Genomic DNA, 15126 nt, shown 5'->3' on the forward strand with positions numbered 1-15126 from the left:
ATGTCTCGGAGCACCTTCCTGTCCTGGGGACGGGGCGCCAGGACGAGCCCGACCGGAAGTTGCACACCCCTGTGCACTTTCGGCGTACACTGGACCTCCGTGACCACCTCCTCCCGCCGCGACGCCGTCGAGAACCGCGCCGGCATCCTGACCGCCGCCACCGCGGCCATCGGGCACGACCCGCGCGCCTCGATCGACACGATCGCCCGTCGCGCCGGCCTCTCCCGCCGCGCCCTGTACGGCCACTTCGACGACCGCAACGCGATCGTGCGCGAGGTCATCGCCGCCGGAGCCGTCCGCTTCAACGCCATCGCCGAGACCGTCGACGACCGCGACTCCCGCGTGGCGCTCGCCCGCCTGGCATCCGAGCTCTGGCGCGAAGCCGCCCACGTGCAGGCCGCCGCCGCGCTCGCCCTCGACGACGCCCACCTCGCCGAGACCTCCGCCGCCCTCGCGCCGCTGCGCCGCCGCATCGACGAGATCGTGCGACGCGGCCAGGAGGCCGGTGAGCTCCGCACGGACGTCCCCGCTCCCACGCTCGCCCGGCTGCTCGAGGAGACCGGCCGCACCGTCGTCGCCCGCGTCGACGCCGGCTCGCCCACGGCGCGCTCCCTCGCGGTGTGCGCGGTGCTGGGCATCGCCGGACTGTCGTGGACCGAGGCGCGCGCGCTGCTCGCCCAGAACCCGGACCTGGAGGCGTGATGCGGATCGTCCTCGACGCGGTGGCCAAGGGCCGCGCGCAGCGCGCCCTCCCCGAGACCACCGCCTCCGTCGAGACCGGTCGCGCGACCCTGGTCGTCGCCGAGACGGAGCAACGTCCGACGGTGCTCGGGCTCGTGGCATCCGGTCGCATGAAGGTCGACAGCGGGACGGTCACGATCGACGGACGGACGGATGCCGCGGCGATCCGCCGGCGCGTCGCACTCGTCGACGCACCGGTGGTCTCGGAGCCGGAGCCGAACGTCTCCGTCACGGGGGTCGTCGCCGAGGAGCTCATGTTCGCCGGCCGAGCTCCCACGCCGTTCGCCGCCGCACGTTGGCTGGAGGAGATCGGTCTGGCCGGGATCGGGACGCTGCCCGTGGGCAACGTCGACCCCGCCGCCCGGGTCCGTCTTCTGCTGGAGCTCGCCGTCCTGCGGAAGGGCGTCGAGGGGCTCGTCCTGGTCGCCCCCGACCGTCACGGCGGACAGCCCGACGCCTGGTGGCGCATCGCGCGGGAGTTCGCCGACCGCGGGTACGCCGTACTCGTCATCGCCGGTCAGGCGTCCCGCACGGCCGTCGACGCGCTCGAGCTGGCGGAGGTGGACCGGTGAGGATCCCGCAGATGATCGCGGCGGAGCTGCGTCGCCTGACCGCGACCCGCATGTCCGTCATCGCCCTCGTGGCGCTGCTCGCCGTCCCGATCCTCTACGGCGGCCTGTACCTCTGGGCCAACCAGGACCCGTACGGCAACCTGTCGAGCGTCCCGGTCGCCCTCGTGGTCGACGACGACGGCGGCGAGGTGAACGGTCAGGACCGCAACCTCGGCGACGAGGCCGCCACGCAGCTTCTGGACGACGGCACCTTCGAGTGGCACCGGGTGTCATCCGACGCGGCCGACGCGGGACTGTCGGCCGGCGACTTCGACTTCGTCGTCACCCTTCCCGCCGACTTCACCGACGCCGTCGCCTCGCTCGCGACCGACGCCCCGCGGCAGGCCGACATCGAGCTCCGCACGAACGACGCGAACAATTACCTCGCCTCGACGATCGGGACGCAGGCCGTCGCCCGCATCCAGTCCTCCGTCGCGCAGAAGGTCATCGACGAGGCGGGACTAACCCTGCTCGACGCCCTCCACACCATCCGGGTGAACCTCGTGGATGCCACGGACGGCGCGACCCGGCTCGTCGACGGACTCGCGACCGCGGCGGACGGGTCCGCACAGCTCGTCGACGGATCGACGACCCTCGCGGACGGCTCGGCGCAGCTGGCGGACGGAACCGCCCAGCTGGCGGACGGCGCCGCGCGGCTGCACGAGGGGACGTCGCAGCTGCGCGACGGGTCCGCCCAGGTGGCGGACGGAGCGCAGCAGGTCGCCGCCGGCGTGGACAGGATCGACGCCGCGGCACAGCAAGTCGGGACCGTCGCCGGCGACGCCGCCGCCCAGCTGCCGCAGGCGCGGGCCGACATCGCCGCCGCCCTGACCGACGCGGGGCTCGACCAGGCCCGTGTCGACGACATCCTCGCGCGCCTCGATCCCGTCGGCGAGCGGCTCAGCGCGGCCGACACGCGCGTGCAGGACACCGTCGCCCAGATCGACCAGCTCGACGCCGGCGCGCGTCAGGTCGCCTCCGGCAGCGCCGCCCTCGCCACGGGGGCGGCCTCCGCCGACGACGGGGCCGCGAGCCTCGCCGCCGGCGCCGCCTCCGCGGCATCCGGGGCCGCTCAGCTCCGCGACGGCTCCGCGCGGCTGCGCGACGGCGCGGCCGCTCTCGACGACGGGATCGGACAGCTCTCCGCGGGCGCCGTGCAGCTCCGCGACGGTCTCGCCGCGGGCGTGGACCAGATCCCCGACTCCGACGACGCCACGCGGCAGGCCCAGGCCGACGCGATCTCCGACCCGGTCGCGGTCGGCACGAGCGCCGTCACGAAGGCGCAGAACTACGGCGCCGGACTGGCCCCGTTCTTCGCGGCGCTGGCCGGCTGGATCGGGATCTATGCGCTCTTCCTCATCGTGAAGCCCGTGTCCAAGCGGGCGGTGACCGCCCTGCGCTCCCCCGTGCGCGTCACCCTCGCCGGGTGGCTCACTCCCGCCGGCCTCGGTGCCCTGCAGATGGTGGGACTCTTCACGGTGCTCGCTGTCGCGTTGCAGTTCTCGTTCGCCAACCCGTGGGCGGCGCTCGGCATCCTGTTGTTCGCCTCGGCGACGTACGCCGCGATCGTCCTGGCACTGAACGTCTGGCTCGGATCGGTCGGGCAGTTCCTGGGTCTCGTGCTCATGGTGCTGCAGCTCGTCACCGCCGGCGGCACGTTCCCTTGGCAGACCCTTCCCGGCCCGCTCGCCGCCCTGCACCACGTGCTCCCCATGGGATACGTCGTGGATGCCATGCGGCAGGTCATGTACGGGGGCGACGTCTCGCGGGTCGCACCGGACCTGCTGGTGCTCGGTGCGTGGATGGTGGGCGGCGTCCTCGTCGCCGCGATCGGGGTCACCCGGATGACGCACCACCGCACGCTGCGGGATCTGCAGCCGAGCCTCATCGGCTGACGGCGGCGGGCGGGGCGGGGCGCTACGGCGCAGCGTCGGGGCGCGCCCGCGGAGGCAGTCAGGCGGCCGCCGCGGCGTGCGGCCGGGCCGTCACCGCGCCCGGGGTCAGCCGCCGCGGCGCGGGTCAGGCGGGCAGCCGCACCTCGAAGACCGTCCGGCCGGGGACGCTGTCGACGGCGATGCGTCCGCCGTGCGCCTCGGTGATGGCCCGGGCGATCGACAGGCCGAGGCCGGTGCTGCCGGCGTCGCGGTTGCGGGCGTCGTCGCCGCGGGCGAAACGGTCGAACAGCCGCGCCGCGAGCGCCGGGTCGATGCCGGGCCCCGTGTCCGCGACGCGCAGCACGGCCTCCCCGCCCTCCCGCGCGAGCGACAGCGTGACCACCGTGCCCGGCGGCGTGTGCGTCTGCGCATTCCGCAGCAGGTTCGCGACGACCTGACGCAGGCGGTTCTCATCACCCGTCACGGCGATGAGGTCGTCCGTCATGTCGAGGCGCCAGTCGTGGGTCGCGTCGGCTGCCTGCGCGTCGCTCACGGCGTCGATCGCGAGCAGCGTCAGCTCCACCTCGTCGTGGCGCAGCGGCTGACCGGCATCCAGGCGGGCGAGCAGAAGGAGGTCCTCGACGAGGGATGCCATGCGCCGGGCCTCCGACTCGATGCGATCGAGCGAGCGGGCCTGCGTGGGCGTCATCGGGGCGCCCTCGCCGAGGGAGAGCTGCGCATAGCCGCGCACGCTGGCGAGCGGCGTGCGGAGCTCGTGACTGGCGTCCGCGATGAAGCGGCGCAGCTGGTCCTCGCTGTGCTGCCGCGCCTCGAGGGAGGCCTGGACGTGACCGAGCAGGTCGTTCAGCGACGCCCCCACGCGTCCCACCTCGGTGTCGCCGTCGGTGTCGGCCGGGGCGACCCGGTCGGGGATGTCGACGGCCCCCTCCGCGAGCGAGAGCGTCGACACCCGCTGGGCGACCTCCGCCACGCGGTCGAGCGGCCGGAGGCTGCGCCGCACGAGCCACGATAGCCCGACGACCGCGATCAGCAGCGTCACCGCCGAGACCGCGACGAGGATGACGGTGAGCGCGGTCGTCGTCGCCGTGACGTCGGCCTGCGACGTCCCCGCGTAGACCGTGGTGCCGTCGCGGTCGGCCGCGGCCACGCGGAACGAGCCCAGATCGCCGCCGAGGTCCACGGTCTCGACGGTGCCGTCCGCCGGAACCGCCGCCTCCAGCTGCGCTAGCTGGGTCTCGCTCAGGTCGACCTGGGTGCCGTCCGAGCGGGTGTAGCCCGACATGCGGACGCTCCCGTCGGCATCGACCACCGCTTGCAGAGACCCGATCCGGGGCGCCGGGTCGCCGGCATCCATCCCGGGAGGCCGTCCGGCGTCGGAGGGCGGCTCGCCCGATCCGCGACCGGCGACGAACGAGAGCCCTTCGGTCACCTGCTGGTCGAGGCGGTCGAGCACGAATGACCGCAGCGAAAGGATCGTCGCAAGGCTCATCACCACGAAGGCCAGCGCGACGAGGGCGCTGGTCCCGACGACGAGCGTGCGCCGGAGGGTCCACCGGCGCCGGCTCATGAGGCCTTGATCGTGTAGCCGACGCCGCGCACCGTGTGGATGAGGGGCTCGCCGAGCGTGTCGATCTTCTTCCGCAGGTACGAAACGTAGATCTCGACGACGCTGCCGGTGCCGCCGAAGTCGTAGCTCCACACCTGGTCGAGGATCTGCGCCTTGCTCAGCACCCGCCGCGGGTTCTGCATCAGGTACCGCAGGAGCTCGAACTCCTTGGCGGTGAGCTTGATCGGGACGCCGCCCCGCTCCACCTCGTAGGACTCCTCGTCGAGGGTGAGATCGCCCACCCGCAGCCGCGTCTCCGCCTCGGCGGCGGCGGCGACGTGGCGGCGGGCCATCCCGCGCAGGCGCACCACGACCTCCTCGAGGTTGAACGGCTTCGTCACGTAGTCGTCGGCTCCGGCCGAGATCCCGGCGATGCGGTCCTCCACGGCGTCCTTGGCCGTGAGGAACAGCACGGGCGCGTCGTTCCCCGCCGCGCGGACCCGACGGAGCAGCTCCATCCCGTCCAGGCCCGGCATCATGATGTCGAGGACGAGCAGATCCGGCCCGAACTCACGGATCACGTTCAGCGCCTCCTGGCCGTTCGCCGCGGTGCGCGTGTCCCACCCCTCGTTCTGCAGCGCCATGCGCAGCAACTCGCTGAGGTTCGCCTCGTCATCGACGACGACGGCGCGGATCGGCGACCCGTCGGGGCGGGTGAGCGGCAGGGGGCGTGAGGACATGGATGCCAGCATGCACGCTGTCACGCCGCCGCGCCACGCGGCATAAGTGCTTCATAGAAACGGTGAGGGAGCGGTGAGGGTCCCGTTCCTACCGTCTCCCTGACGGCCGCACTCCGCGTCCGGAAGGAGAACCATGTACGGCACCTACCTGCGGCGCGAACTCGCCGGCCGCACCAAGCAGACGGTCATCGTCGCGGTCGGGCTGGCGATCGCCATCGCGCTCGTGATCGTCGTGAACGCCCTGTCGGCGGGCGTGCGGGACGCGCAGACGCAGGCGCTGTCGACGGTCTACGGCGTCGGCACCGACCTGACCGTCACCGGCGCGCAGACGCAGCCGGGAGAGGGCGGGGGCGGTCCCCGCTTCGACTTCGGCGCCGACGACGGGGCGACCAGCGACGGCACGACGACCCTCAGCCAGTCGCGCCTCATGACCGACATGATGCGGGGGACCCTGGATGCCGCCACCGTCTCGACCGTCACCGGTCTGGACGGCGTGTCCGGCGCCACGGGAGCCCTCGCCCTGACCAACACGACCTTCTCGGGGCAGATCCCCGAGCGCAGCACGGACACGGGCACCGAGGGCACCGCCCCGGACGGGCAGGGCATGGGCCAGCCCCCCGCCGGCGGTCCCGGCGGTGACGGCGGCAGCGCCTTCGGCGTCGACTCGTTCAGCGTGCTCGGGGTCGACCCGGCGGCATCCATCGGTCCGCTCTCTTCCGTGACCGTCTCCGAAGGCCGGGCCCTCGCGGCGAGCGACGCCGGCGCGAACGTCGCGGTGGCGGACGCCACCTACGCGGCGAGCGCCGGACTCACCGTCGGCGGCACGGTCGACGTGGGCGGCACGGCGATGGAGATCGTCGGGATCGTCTCCTCCGCCTCCGCCGACGCGGACACCGCGGCGAACGTCTACCTCCCCCTCGATGTCGCGCAGACCCTCGCGGGCGTGGGTGATGTGGTGTCGACCGTGTACGTGCAGGCCGCCTCGGCGGACGCCATCGACGCGGTCCAGAGCGAGATCTCGACCGCCCTTCCGGACGCCACCGTGAGCTCGCAGTCCGAGCTGGCGTCGACCGTGTCCGGCTCGCTGTCCAGCGCGTCGTCGCTCATCACGAACCTCGGCACCTGGCTGTCGATCGTCGTCCTGGTCGTCGCGCTCGCCCTCGCGGTCCTCTTCACCATCTCCGGCGTCGCCCGCCGCACCCGCGAGTTCGGGACGCTCAAGGCGATCGGCTGGTCGAACGGCCGCATCGTCCGGCAGGTGGCCGGCGAGTCCCTGGCGCAGGGGCTGCTCGGCGGCGTGGCCGGCCTGATCCTCGGGCTCGGCGGCATCCTGCTCGTCAACGTCATCTCCCCCACGGTGTCCGTGGCCGCCGAGACCACCGGCGGACCGGAGGGCATGGGCGGTCCCGGCGGCGGCGCTCCCGGCGGCTTCGGCCAGGCGGCGGCCCAGGCGACCGACATCGTCCTCAGCGCCCCGGTGACCCCCGTCGTCGTCCTCGCCGCGGTCGGCATCGCCGTCCTCGGAGGCGTGCTCGCCGGCGCCTTCGGCGGATGGCGCGCCGCTCGCCTCAGCCCCGCCGCCGCCCTCCGCTCGGTCGCGTGAGCGGCCCCCTCGTCCTCGAAGGAGACATCATGACCCTCACCGCCCCCACTCTCACCGCCACCGCGTACCGCCTCCGGGGCGTCACCCGCACCTACCGCCAGCGCGACCGCACCGTCCAGGCCCTGGCCGGCATCGACCTGGAGATCGCCGCGGGCGACTTCGTCACCATCCAGGGCCCCACCGGCGGCGGCAAGTCGACGCTGCTGCAGATGCTCGGCGCGCTCGACCGTCCCAGCACCGGATCAGTGATGCTGGGCGAGCTCGACATCGCCCGCGCCGGCAACCGCGAGCTGGGACGCGTGCGCGCCGAGCAGATCGGTTTCGTGTTCCAGGGCTTCAACCTGATCCCCACGCTCACCGCGGCCGAGAACGTCGACATGGGCCTCGAGCCGCTCGGACTCGATCGGGACGAGCGCGCCCGGCGCGTCACCGAGTCGCTCGCGCGGGTCGGCCTGGCCGATCGCGCCGATCACCGGCCCGGCGAGCTGTCCGGCGGTCAGCAGCAGCGCGTCGCGATCGCCCGCGCGGTCGCCAAGAGGCCGCGGGTCCTGCTGGCGGACGAGCCCACCGGCAACCTCGACGAGCGGATGCGCGACGAAATCCTCGACGTGCTCGAGACGCTCAACGCCGAGGGGCTGACGCTCGTCGTCGTCACCCACGATTCCGCCGTCGCCCGTCGCGCCCGTCGCCGCCTCCGTCTGGCGAAGGGCGTCGTCGCCGACATCACGCACGCGTGACCTCACGAGGCGCGGGGGACGGGCGTTCGCTGCCGTCCCCCGCGCCCGCGCGTCAAGTCCCGGCCCCCCGCGAAATGGGGCGCTACAGTCGGTCCACAACGACCGCGAGGAGACCCGATGGCCGCCCGCAACACCCGGCTGATGCAGTGCACGCCCGACGATGTCTTCGCCGTCCTCTCAGACGGCTGGCTCTACCCGGTGTGGGTGGTGGGGGCCACGCGCATGCGGGACGTCGACCCCGGTTTCCCCCGGGTCGGGACGCAGATCCATCACTCCCTCGGAGTCTGGCCGATCATGCTGCACGACGAGACCGAGGTCGTCGAGTGGGCGCCGCCGCAGCGGCTCCGTCTCCGCCCGAGCGCGAGCGTCCTGGGCCGCGGCGTCATCCGCATCGACGTCCGGCCGCATGACGTCGGTGCAGCGGTGACGATGGTCGAGGAGCCGGTGTCCGGTGTCGCCGCGCGGCTCCCCCGCCAGCTGTGGGCACCGCTGCTGCGCCTCCGCAACCACGAATGCCTGAACCGCCTGGCGTTCCTCGCCGAAGGTCGGGCCGCCGAGCGCGCCGCCGGCGAACTGGTGCAGCGGCCGGAGGTGCCGGAGCCCGTGGGCGGGACGCCGTCGCCCGAGGCGCTCGAGGACGTCCGCAGCACCGGACTCTGACCCGCGGGCGGGTTTCCTCGCCGTGACTTGCCCCATATGTACGCGAGGTGCGGGGTCCGGCGTACATCTGCGCCAACTCAGCGCCGAAGCCCGTAGCCGTGACTTGTCCCGTATGTACGCAAAGCGCGGAGTCCGGCGTACATCTGCGCCAACTCACCGCCGAAGCCCTTCGCCGTGGCTCACCGCGGCGGGAACGACCCGCAGGGTCAGCGCTCGGGACGGGACTCCGGCCCGATCGAGCCGCCCTCCTCCGTGCGGTGCTGGAGCTCGTCGACGTAGAGGGACCCCTCGTCGGTCGTGCGGTTGCGATACGCGGCCCGTCCGACCATGTGCGCGGCGAGCGGCGCCGTCGCGAACTGGATGAGGATCACCGGGATGCCGAAGGCGAGCGCCTCCCACGTGCGGAGCGAGAGCACCACGGCGACGACGATGAGCAGCACCCCGAGCACCTGCGGCTTGGTCGCCGCGTGCAGGCGGGTGGGCACGTCGCGCCACCGCAGCAGACCGAGCGTCGCGGTCAGGCAGAGGAGAGCGCCGATCAGCACCAGGACGAGGGCGATCGTGTCGAACACGGCATCCAGTCCGGTCATCTCGGGTTCTCCTTCCGGGCGACGAACCGGGCGACGGCGATCGAGCCGAAGACGCCCACGGCGGCGATGATGAGCATCGCCGGCAGCGACCGGGTGTGGTGGTTGATGACCATGTCCGCCCCGAGGATGCAGAGCACCTCGGTCAGCAGCACGTCCGCGGCGACGGCGCGGTCCAGGATCGACGGTCCGAGGACCATGCGGATGAGCGCCAGCACCGCGGCGACGGCGAAGACGACGAGGATGACGATGGTGAGCGCGGTCATAGGAGCGTCCGTCCGTCGCGAGGGGACTGCGCCGCGTGGTGGGCGTCGGCGTCGGCCGCGGCGATGTCGGCACGGAGGGTCGCCAACTGCTCCCTCGACCCGACGGCACGGGTGATGCGGGCCTCCCAGCCGAGCACGATCCGCCGCTGGTGGTCGGCGTCCTCCGCGGAGCGCACCCCGATCGTGTGCAGGTAGAGGGTGCGGGCCTCGCGGTCCACGTCGACGATGAGGGACCCCGGGATGAGGGATGCCGTGACGGCCGTGTGCGCCATGATGACGTCGTCGTTCACCCGCAGGGGCACGGCGATGATCGCCGCTCCGGGCTGCCGGCGGAAGTCGAGCACCTGCAGCGCGACGATGAGCGAGCCGCGGACGACCGCCCCGAGGAACGTGACCACGAAGATCAGCCCGTACCAGAAGTTGACCCGCCCCGACAGCTCGACGGGCGGCAGGCGGAAGACGCGCGTCACGAAGATCGCGGCCACGAGACCGGTGAGGAACGCGAGCCAGGTGAACTGCCCCCACAGGAGCATCCACAGGGCGACAAGCCACACGAGGAACGGCAGCTGGTGCAGGAACAGCGACATCTGAGACCGGCGCGACGGGCTCATTCGGCCCCCTCGTCCTGCAGCTGCACGAGGGTGACGCCCTCGGCGATGCGCTCACCCGCGCGCAGGCACGCGTCGAGGAGCGGCCCGGCGAACACCGTCAGCGCGATCGTCACCGTGACCATGCCGGCCGTGGCGAGCGTCATGATGCGCGGGATCGTGCGCTTCTCGGTCGAGATGCCGGCCGCCGGGGCGTTGCCGAGGTAGGCGATGCGCTCGACGGTCTCGGGCGAGTCCTCCTGCTCGCGCCAGAACGACAGGTTCCAGGCCCGCATGAGCGCGTACAGCGTGAGGATGGAGGTCACGACGCCGCCGACGATGAGCACCATCATCACCGGCGTCCCGATCTGGGCCGCCGCGTCGAAGAGCGCGTACTTGCCGATGAAGCCGGAGAACGGCGGCAGACCCCCGAGGTTGATCGCCGGGATGAAGTACAGCACCGCCAGCAGCGGCGCGCCCCGCATGAGGCCCTTCACCTTGAGGATCGAGGTGCTCCCCGCCCGGCGCTCGATGAGGCCGACCGCCAGGAACAGCGTCGTCTGCACGATGATGTGGTGGACGATGTAGTAGATCGTCGCCCCGACCGCGAGCGGCGTGTTGATGGCCAGGCCGAAGATCATGTAGCCGATGTGGCTGACGAGGGTGAACGACAGGATCCGTTTGAGCTCGGCCTGGGCCACCGCTCCGAGGATCCCGACGATCATCGTCGCCAGCGCGACCATCATCAGCAGGAAGTTCAGGTCGTTCGAGACGAACAGCTGCGTCTCGGTGCGGATGATGGCGTAGACGCCGACCTTGGTGAGCAGGCCGGCGAAGACGGCGGTCACCGGCGCCGGAGCGGTCGGGTACGAGTCCGGCAGCCAGAACGACAGCGGGAAGACGGCCGCCTTGATGGCGAAGGCGAGCAGCAGCATGAGGTGCAGGATCGTCTGCGTGTCCTGCGGCAGCTGCGCCATGCGCTCGGAGATCTGCACCATGTTGACGGTGCCGAGTGCGCCGTAGACCATCGCGATCGCGGCGAGGAACAGGATCGACGACACCAGCGACACGACGATGTACACGACGCCGGCGCGGATGCGCTGCTCGGTGCTGCCGAGGGTGATCAGCACGTACGACGCGACGAGCAGGATCTCGAACCCGACGTACAGGTTGAACAGGTCGCCCGCGATGAAGGCGTTGAAGATGCCCGCGCCGAGGATGAGGTACGCCGGATAGAAGATCGAGACCGGGGTGTCCTCGTCGTTGTCGGCGGCGCCCTGCCCGATGGAGAAGAGGAGGACCGCCAGCAGGACCACGGCGGTCACGACCACCAGCAGCGCCGCGAGCACGTCGACGTACAGCACGATGCCGAGCGGGATGTCCCATCCCGCGAGCGCGACCGCGATGGGCCCGCTCGTGTCGACGGTCACGAGCAGGACGGCGCCCAGCACGAGCACCGCGGACAGCGACGCGACCGACACGACGATCTGCGTCTTCTTGCGCCGGCCGAAGATGAGGTTGATGGCAGCGCCGAGCAGCGGGATGCCGACGAGCAGGGGCACGAGCGCGCTCATGAGCGGTCACCGTCCTCTCGTCCGTCCGCGGACCCGGCGCCGTCGTCGGTCTCGGAGGGGGTGGATGCCGCCCCGTCCGAGCCGCGGCGGACGCCCGGGCCGTCGCGGCGCACGGCCACGCGGTCGACGGGTGCGTCGTCGACCAGCGACGACAGGTCGCCCTGGTGGAGCACGCGGATGGGCGAGGCGACGTCCCCGACGAAGTCGGTCGTCACGTCCTCGTCGTCGGAACGGGACTCCTCGTCCATGGCGTCCTCAGGCTCGCCGGCCGTGCGCTCGCGCAGGGCGACGTCCTCGGCGTCGTCGACGACGGTGTCGGCCTGGCCCAGCTGCCAGGAGCGGTAGATCAGCGCGAGCAGGAACGCCGAGATGCCGAACGTGATGACGATGGCCGTGAGCGTCAGCGCCTGCGGCAGTGCGTCCGACATCTCCGCGGCATCCGTCTCCCCTCCGTCGTAGAAGGGGGCGATGCCCGGTCGACCCATGACGATGAGAAGCAGGAGGTTGGCGGCGTTGCCGAGCAGCAGGAAGCCGATGAGGACGCGCGTGAGGCTGCGCTCGAGCATGGCGTAGACGCCGCAGGCGAACAGCACGCCCATCACGATGACGAGGACCAGGGAGATGCTCATGGGGCGGCCATCTCCGCATCCTCGGGCAGCTGCGACTGCCGGTCGACCTCGGCGCCCAGGCTGCGGAGCACGTCGAGCACGAGCCCGATCACGACGAGGTACACCCCGACGTCGAAGATGGTGCTGGTGACGAACTCCCAATGACCGATGAGCGGCAGCTCCCCTTCGAAGGTAAAGCTCTGCAGCGGGGCGTAGCCGAAGAAGATCGGCACGATGGCGCAGAGGACGGCGATGGACATGCCGGCACCCAGGAGGCGTCCGGCATCCGTGGGCGCGGCGGCGCCGAGCTCCCAGCGCCCGCCCGCGATGTAGCGCATGACGAGGGCCATGCCCGCGACGAGACCGCCCGCGAAGCCGCCGCCGGGGAGGTTGTGGCCGGCGAAGAGCAGGTAGAGCGACACGACCATGATCGAGTGGAAGAGCACCCGGATGATCATCTCGAGGAGGATCGAGCGGTTCTCCGGCTGCACCTTCGAGCCCGACACCAGCCAGGCCCGGGGGGCGTCGGACTCGCCTTCGCGCGGTGCCCGCACCCCGCTGTCGGTCTCGATCAGGGGGCGGCGGCGCGCGAGTCCCACCACGCTCCGGGCGGTTCCCGAACGGCGGGCGAGGTTGTCGCTGCGGTCGGTGATGAAGACGAGGGACGCCACTCCGGTCGCGGCCAGGATGAGGACCGACAGCTCGCCCATCGTGTCCCACCCGCGCAGGTCGACGAGCGCGACGTTGACCACGTTCCGTCCGTGGCCGATCTCATAGGCGAGCGGCGGCCATTCGAGCGAGATCGGGAGCTCCTGTCGCGCGCCGGTCGCGACGATCGCCACGAGGGCCATGGTCGCGCCCACGCCGACACCGAGGGCCGCGCGCGCGATCGGGTTGACGGAGGCGTTGTGCTCCCCCATCCGCGCGGGCAGACGGCGCAGGACGAGCGCGAACACGACGAGGGTGACCGTCTCGATGAGCACCTGCGTGAGCGCGAGATCGGGGGCGCCGCTCGTCCCGAAGAGGGCGACCATGCCGAGTCCGGTGACCGAGACGAGCACGACGCCCGTGAAGCGCTTGCGCGCCCGGACCGCGAGAATGCCGGCGGCGATCATCACGGGAGCGGCGAGCAGCTGCGTCGGCGACTGCCAGGCGTCCAGCTGCGCGCGCCACTCGCGGGAGGCGAGCAGCGCCGTCCCCTCGGCGACGACGAGGACGATGAAGATCGTCCCGACGTAGAACGGCAGCGAACCACGCTGGAATCGCGCGGTCGTCCATTCCGAGGAGTGGTCGATGGCGCGCAGGACCGCGTTGTACGCGTCGTTGGCCGTGAACGGCAGCACGCGGCGGCGACGGTGCAGCTGCGTGCGTCGGACGATCCAGAAGACGAGCGCGCCGAGGGCGAGCGTGCCGAGGGAGATGAACAGCGCGGGCTCGAGTCCGTGCCAGAGAGCCAGGTGGTACGGGTACTCCGGCTCGGGCACCCCGGCCGTCGCGGCGGGCAGGCCGTCGGCGTAGGGGGTGAGCCACCCGTCGACGATCGGCGCGAGGAAGCCGAGGGCGAGGGATGCCGCGGCGAGCAGCACCGGCGAGGCGAGGAAGCCGATCGGCGGGTCCGGCCAGTCCGTCCGCTCGACCCCGCGCTTGGTCCAGTAGGCGCCCCAGAGGAAGCGGATGCCGTAGGCGGCGGTGAGCGCCGAGCCCGCCACGATGCCGAAGAGGGCGACGAGACCCCAGGCGGACCCCGCCGTCGCCTCGTGCCAGAGCGCGGTCAGCGCCGTCTCCTTCGCCACGAATCCGAGGGTGGGGATGACACCGGCCATCGAGGCGATCGCGATGAAGGACGCCGTCGCCATGACGGGCGCCTGGCGGCCGAGGCCGGAGAGCTCGCCGATGTCGCGCGTGGACAGCTGACGGTCGATGACGCCGACGACGAGGAACAGGCACGACTTGAACAGCGCGTGGCTGAGGAGGAGGGCGACGCCGGCGAGGGCGGCATCCCGGGTCCCGTACCCGAGCATCACGGTCAGGAATCCGAGCTGGCTCACCGTGCCGAACGCGAGGATGCGCTTGAGGTCGCGCTCGCGCAGCGCCTGGAACCCGCCGAGCAGCATCGTGAAGACGCCGAGCGAGATGAGCACGGGTCGCCAGAACGGCGTGTCGGCGAACGCCGGCGACAGTCGCGCGACGAGGTAGATGCCGGCCTTCACCATGGCCGCGGCGTGGAGGTAGGCGCTGACCGGGGTCGGAGCCGCCATCGCGCCGGGGAGCCAGAAGTGGAAGGGGAAGATGGCCGACTTGCTCAGCGCGCCGACGAGCAGCAGCAGCACCGCGATGTCGACGACCGCGCCGGTCGGCGGGTCCGCGAGGACTGCGGAGATGCTCGAGGTCCCCGCCTGCACGACGAGCAGCACGACGCCGATCAGCATGACGAGCCCGCCGAGGGTCGTGACCAGGAGAGCCTGCAGGGCGGCACGGCGACTGGCGGCACGCGCGTGGTAGTAGCCGATGAGCAGATAGGAGAGGACGCTCGTGGCCTCCCACAGCATCACGAGGACCACGAGGTCGTCGGTCAGCACGAGCCCGTACATCGCCCCCGCGAAGGCGAGCAGGACGGCCGAGAACTGCCCGACCCCGTTCGTCTTGCCGCGGAAGTACCAGCGGCAGTAGAGCATGACCAGGGCGCCGACGCCGGTGACCACCAGGGTCAGCAGCCACCCGAGGACGTCCATCCGCATCGAGAGCGAGACGCCGATGGCCGGGATCCACTCGTATTCCTCGAACGGAATCGACCCGCCGAAGACCGCCGGTGCCAGGACGATGGCGTGGGCGAACGCGAGCAGGGGCAGGATCGCGGCGACGTAGAAGGCGCGAGCGCCGATCTTCGCGACGAGGATCGGCAGGAGGAGGGGGACGAGCGCGAACGCGCCGAGGAACGCCAGCAAGGTGGGGCCTCCTCGGGGTCGACGGG

General features: G+C 72.1%; 14 protein-coding genes. 6 read left to right on the forward strand and 8 right to left on the reverse strand.

Translation table 11 applies throughout. The annotated features are described in order from the left end of the window. Positions 1-99 precede the first annotated feature (99 nt). Genes ACO03V_RS03015 through ACO03V_RS03025 form a run of 3 tightly spaced genes read left to right on the forward strand, consistent with a single transcriptional unit; the run spans position 100 to position 3247 of the window. The gene (locus ACO03V_RS03015; RefSeq protein WP_367733929.1) at positions 100-702 is read left to right on the forward strand and encodes a TetR/AcrR family transcriptional regulator; all 603 of its coding nucleotides are present in this window, start codon (positions 100-102) and stop codon (positions 700-702) included. Further along, positions 702-1313 carry a hypothetical protein gene (locus tag ACO03V_RS03020; RefSeq protein WP_367734215.1) on the forward strand — a complete coding sequence of 204 codons (612 nt, stop codon included), beginning with the start codon at positions 702-704 and terminating at the stop codon, positions 1311-1313. The genes ACO03V_RS03015 and ACO03V_RS03020 overlap by 1 nt, the downstream gene beginning before the upstream one ends. Then, complete coding sequence (locus ACO03V_RS03025; RefSeq protein WP_423136564.1) at positions 1310-3247, forward strand: YhgE/Pip family protein; 1938 nt, start codon at positions 1310-1312, stop codon at positions 3245-3247. The genes ACO03V_RS03020 and ACO03V_RS03025 overlap by 4 nt, the downstream gene beginning before the upstream one ends. 124 nt (positions 3248-3371) lie before the next feature. Here ACO03V_RS03025 and ACO03V_RS03030 read toward each other — a convergent pair whose 3' ends face one another. Both ACO03V_RS03030 and ACO03V_RS03035 read right to left on the reverse strand, forming a co-directional pair. After that, the gene (locus tag ACO03V_RS03030) at positions 3372-4814 is read right to left on the reverse strand and encodes a sensor histidine kinase (protein ID WP_423136565.1); all 1443 of its coding nucleotides are present in this window, start codon (positions 4812-4814) and stop codon (positions 3372-3374) included. Next, on the reverse strand, positions 4811-5533 hold the full coding sequence (locus ACO03V_RS03035; RefSeq protein ID WP_367733926.1) for a response regulator transcription factor: 723 nt from the start codon (positions 5531-5533) through the stop codon (positions 4811-4813). The genes ACO03V_RS03030 and ACO03V_RS03035 overlap by 4 nt, the downstream gene beginning before the upstream one ends. Positions 5534-5666: 133 nt before the next feature. Here ACO03V_RS03035 and ACO03V_RS03040 point away from each other — a divergent pair, with 133 nt between their 5' ends. The 3 genes from ACO03V_RS03040 to ACO03V_RS03050 all read left to right on the forward strand — a co-directional run bounded on the left by ACO03V_RS03040 (position 5667) and on the right by ACO03V_RS03050 (position 8533). Beyond that, positions 5667-7136 (forward strand): ABC transporter permease, encoded by a 1470-nt coding sequence (locus ACO03V_RS03040; protein WP_423136566.1) that lies wholly within the window; start codon positions 5667-5669, stop codon positions 7134-7136. 29 nt (positions 7137-7165) lie between these two features. Continuing rightward, the gene (locus tag ACO03V_RS03045) at positions 7166-7873 is read left to right on the forward strand and encodes an ABC transporter ATP-binding protein (RefSeq protein ID WP_423136567.1); all 708 of its coding nucleotides are present in this window, start codon (positions 7166-7168) and stop codon (positions 7871-7873) included. A 117-nt stretch (positions 7874-7990) separates the two neighbouring features. Beyond that, positions 7991-8533 carry an SRPBCC family protein gene (locus ACO03V_RS03050; RefSeq protein ID WP_423136568.1) on the forward strand — a complete coding sequence of 181 codons (543 nt, stop codon included), beginning with the start codon at positions 7991-7993 and terminating at the stop codon, positions 8531-8533. 206 nt (positions 8534-8739) lie between these two features. Here ACO03V_RS03050 and mnhG read toward each other — a convergent pair whose 3' ends face one another. The 6 genes from mnhG to ACO03V_RS03080 are packed head-to-tail and all read right to left on the reverse strand — an operon-like array spanning position 8740 to position 15100. After that, the gene (mnhG, locus tag ACO03V_RS03055; RefSeq protein WP_387055265.1) at positions 8740-9114 is read right to left on the reverse strand and encodes a monovalent cation/H(+) antiporter subunit G; all 375 of its coding nucleotides are present in this window, start codon (positions 9112-9114) and stop codon (positions 8740-8742) included. Between the two features lie 5 nt (positions 9115-9119). Beyond that, positions 9120-9386, reverse strand: coding sequence for a monovalent cation/H+ antiporter complex subunit F (locus ACO03V_RS03060; RefSeq protein WP_367733918.1), 267 nt, complete (start codon positions 9384-9386; stop codon positions 9120-9122). Next, on the reverse strand, positions 9383-9997 hold the full coding sequence (locus ACO03V_RS03065) for a Na+/H+ antiporter subunit E (RefSeq protein ID WP_423136569.1): 615 nt from the start codon (positions 9995-9997) through the stop codon (positions 9383-9385). Before ACO03V_RS03065 ends, ACO03V_RS03060 begins: the two co-directional genes overlap by 4 nt. Then, positions 9994-11547, reverse strand: a complete 1554-nt coding sequence (locus ACO03V_RS03070; protein WP_423136570.1) for a Na+/H+ antiporter subunit D — start codon at positions 11545-11547, stop codon at positions 9994-9996. The genes ACO03V_RS03065 and ACO03V_RS03070 overlap by 4 nt, the downstream gene beginning before the upstream one ends. Further along, positions 11544-12176 (reverse strand): Na(+)/H(+) antiporter subunit C, encoded by a 633-nt coding sequence (locus ACO03V_RS03075; protein ID WP_423136571.1) that lies wholly within the window; start codon positions 12174-12176, stop codon positions 11544-11546. Before ACO03V_RS03075 ends, ACO03V_RS03070 begins: the two co-directional genes overlap by 4 nt. Continuing rightward, complete coding sequence (locus ACO03V_RS03080) at positions 12173-15100, reverse strand: Na+/H+ antiporter subunit A (protein WP_423136572.1); 2928 nt, start codon at positions 15098-15100, stop codon at positions 12173-12175. Before ACO03V_RS03080 ends, ACO03V_RS03075 begins: the two co-directional genes overlap by 4 nt. Between the last annotated feature and the right edge of the window lie 26 nt (positions 15101-15126).

Origin of the sequence: Microbacterium sp. HMH0099 (genome assembly GCF_049384025.1) — a bacterium.
In the GTDB taxonomy this organism is placed as follows: Bacteria; Actinomycetota; Actinomycetes; order Actinomycetales; family Microbacteriaceae; genus Microbacterium.

Bases quoted from the DNA above. Each gene is read 5' to 3' on its own strand.
- ACO03V_RS03060 (WP_367733918.1), bottom strand. From the start codon at position 9,386: ATGACCGCGCTCACCATCGTCATCCTCGTCGTCTTCGCCGTCGCCGCG.
- ACO03V_RS03020 (WP_367734215.1), top strand. From the start codon at position 702: ATGCGGATCGTCCTCGACGCGGTGGCCAAGGGCCGCGCGCAGCGCGCC.
- ACO03V_RS03030 (WP_423136565.1), bottom strand. From the start codon at position 4,814: ATGAGCCGGCGCCGGTGGACCCTCCGGCGCACGCTCGTCGTCGGGACC.
- ACO03V_RS03040 (WP_423136566.1), top strand. From the start codon at position 5,667: ATGTACGGCACCTACCTGCGGCGCGAACTCGCCGGCCGCACCAAGCAG.
- ACO03V_RS03035 (WP_367733926.1), bottom strand. From the start codon at position 5,533: ATGTCCTCACGCCCCCTGCCGCTCACCCGCCCCGACGGGTCGCCGATC.
- ACO03V_RS03065 (WP_423136569.1), bottom strand. From the start codon at position 9,997: ATGAGCCCGTCGCGCCGGTCTCAGATGTCGCTGTTCCTGCACCAGCTG.
- ACO03V_RS03045 (WP_423136567.1), top strand. From the start codon at position 7,166: ATGACCCTCACCGCCCCCACTCTCACCGCCACCGCGTACCGCCTCCGG.
- ACO03V_RS03050 (WP_423136568.1), top strand. From the start codon at position 7,991: ATGGCCGCCCGCAACACCCGGCTGATGCAGTGCACGCCCGACGATGTC.
- ACO03V_RS03075 (WP_423136571.1), bottom strand. From the start codon at position 12,176: ATGAGCATCTCCCTGGTCCTCGTCATCGTGATGGGCGTGCTGTTCGCC.
- ACO03V_RS03070 (WP_423136570.1), bottom strand. From the start codon at position 11,547: ATGAGCGCGCTCGTGCCCCTGCTCGTCGGCATCCCGCTGCTCGGCGCT.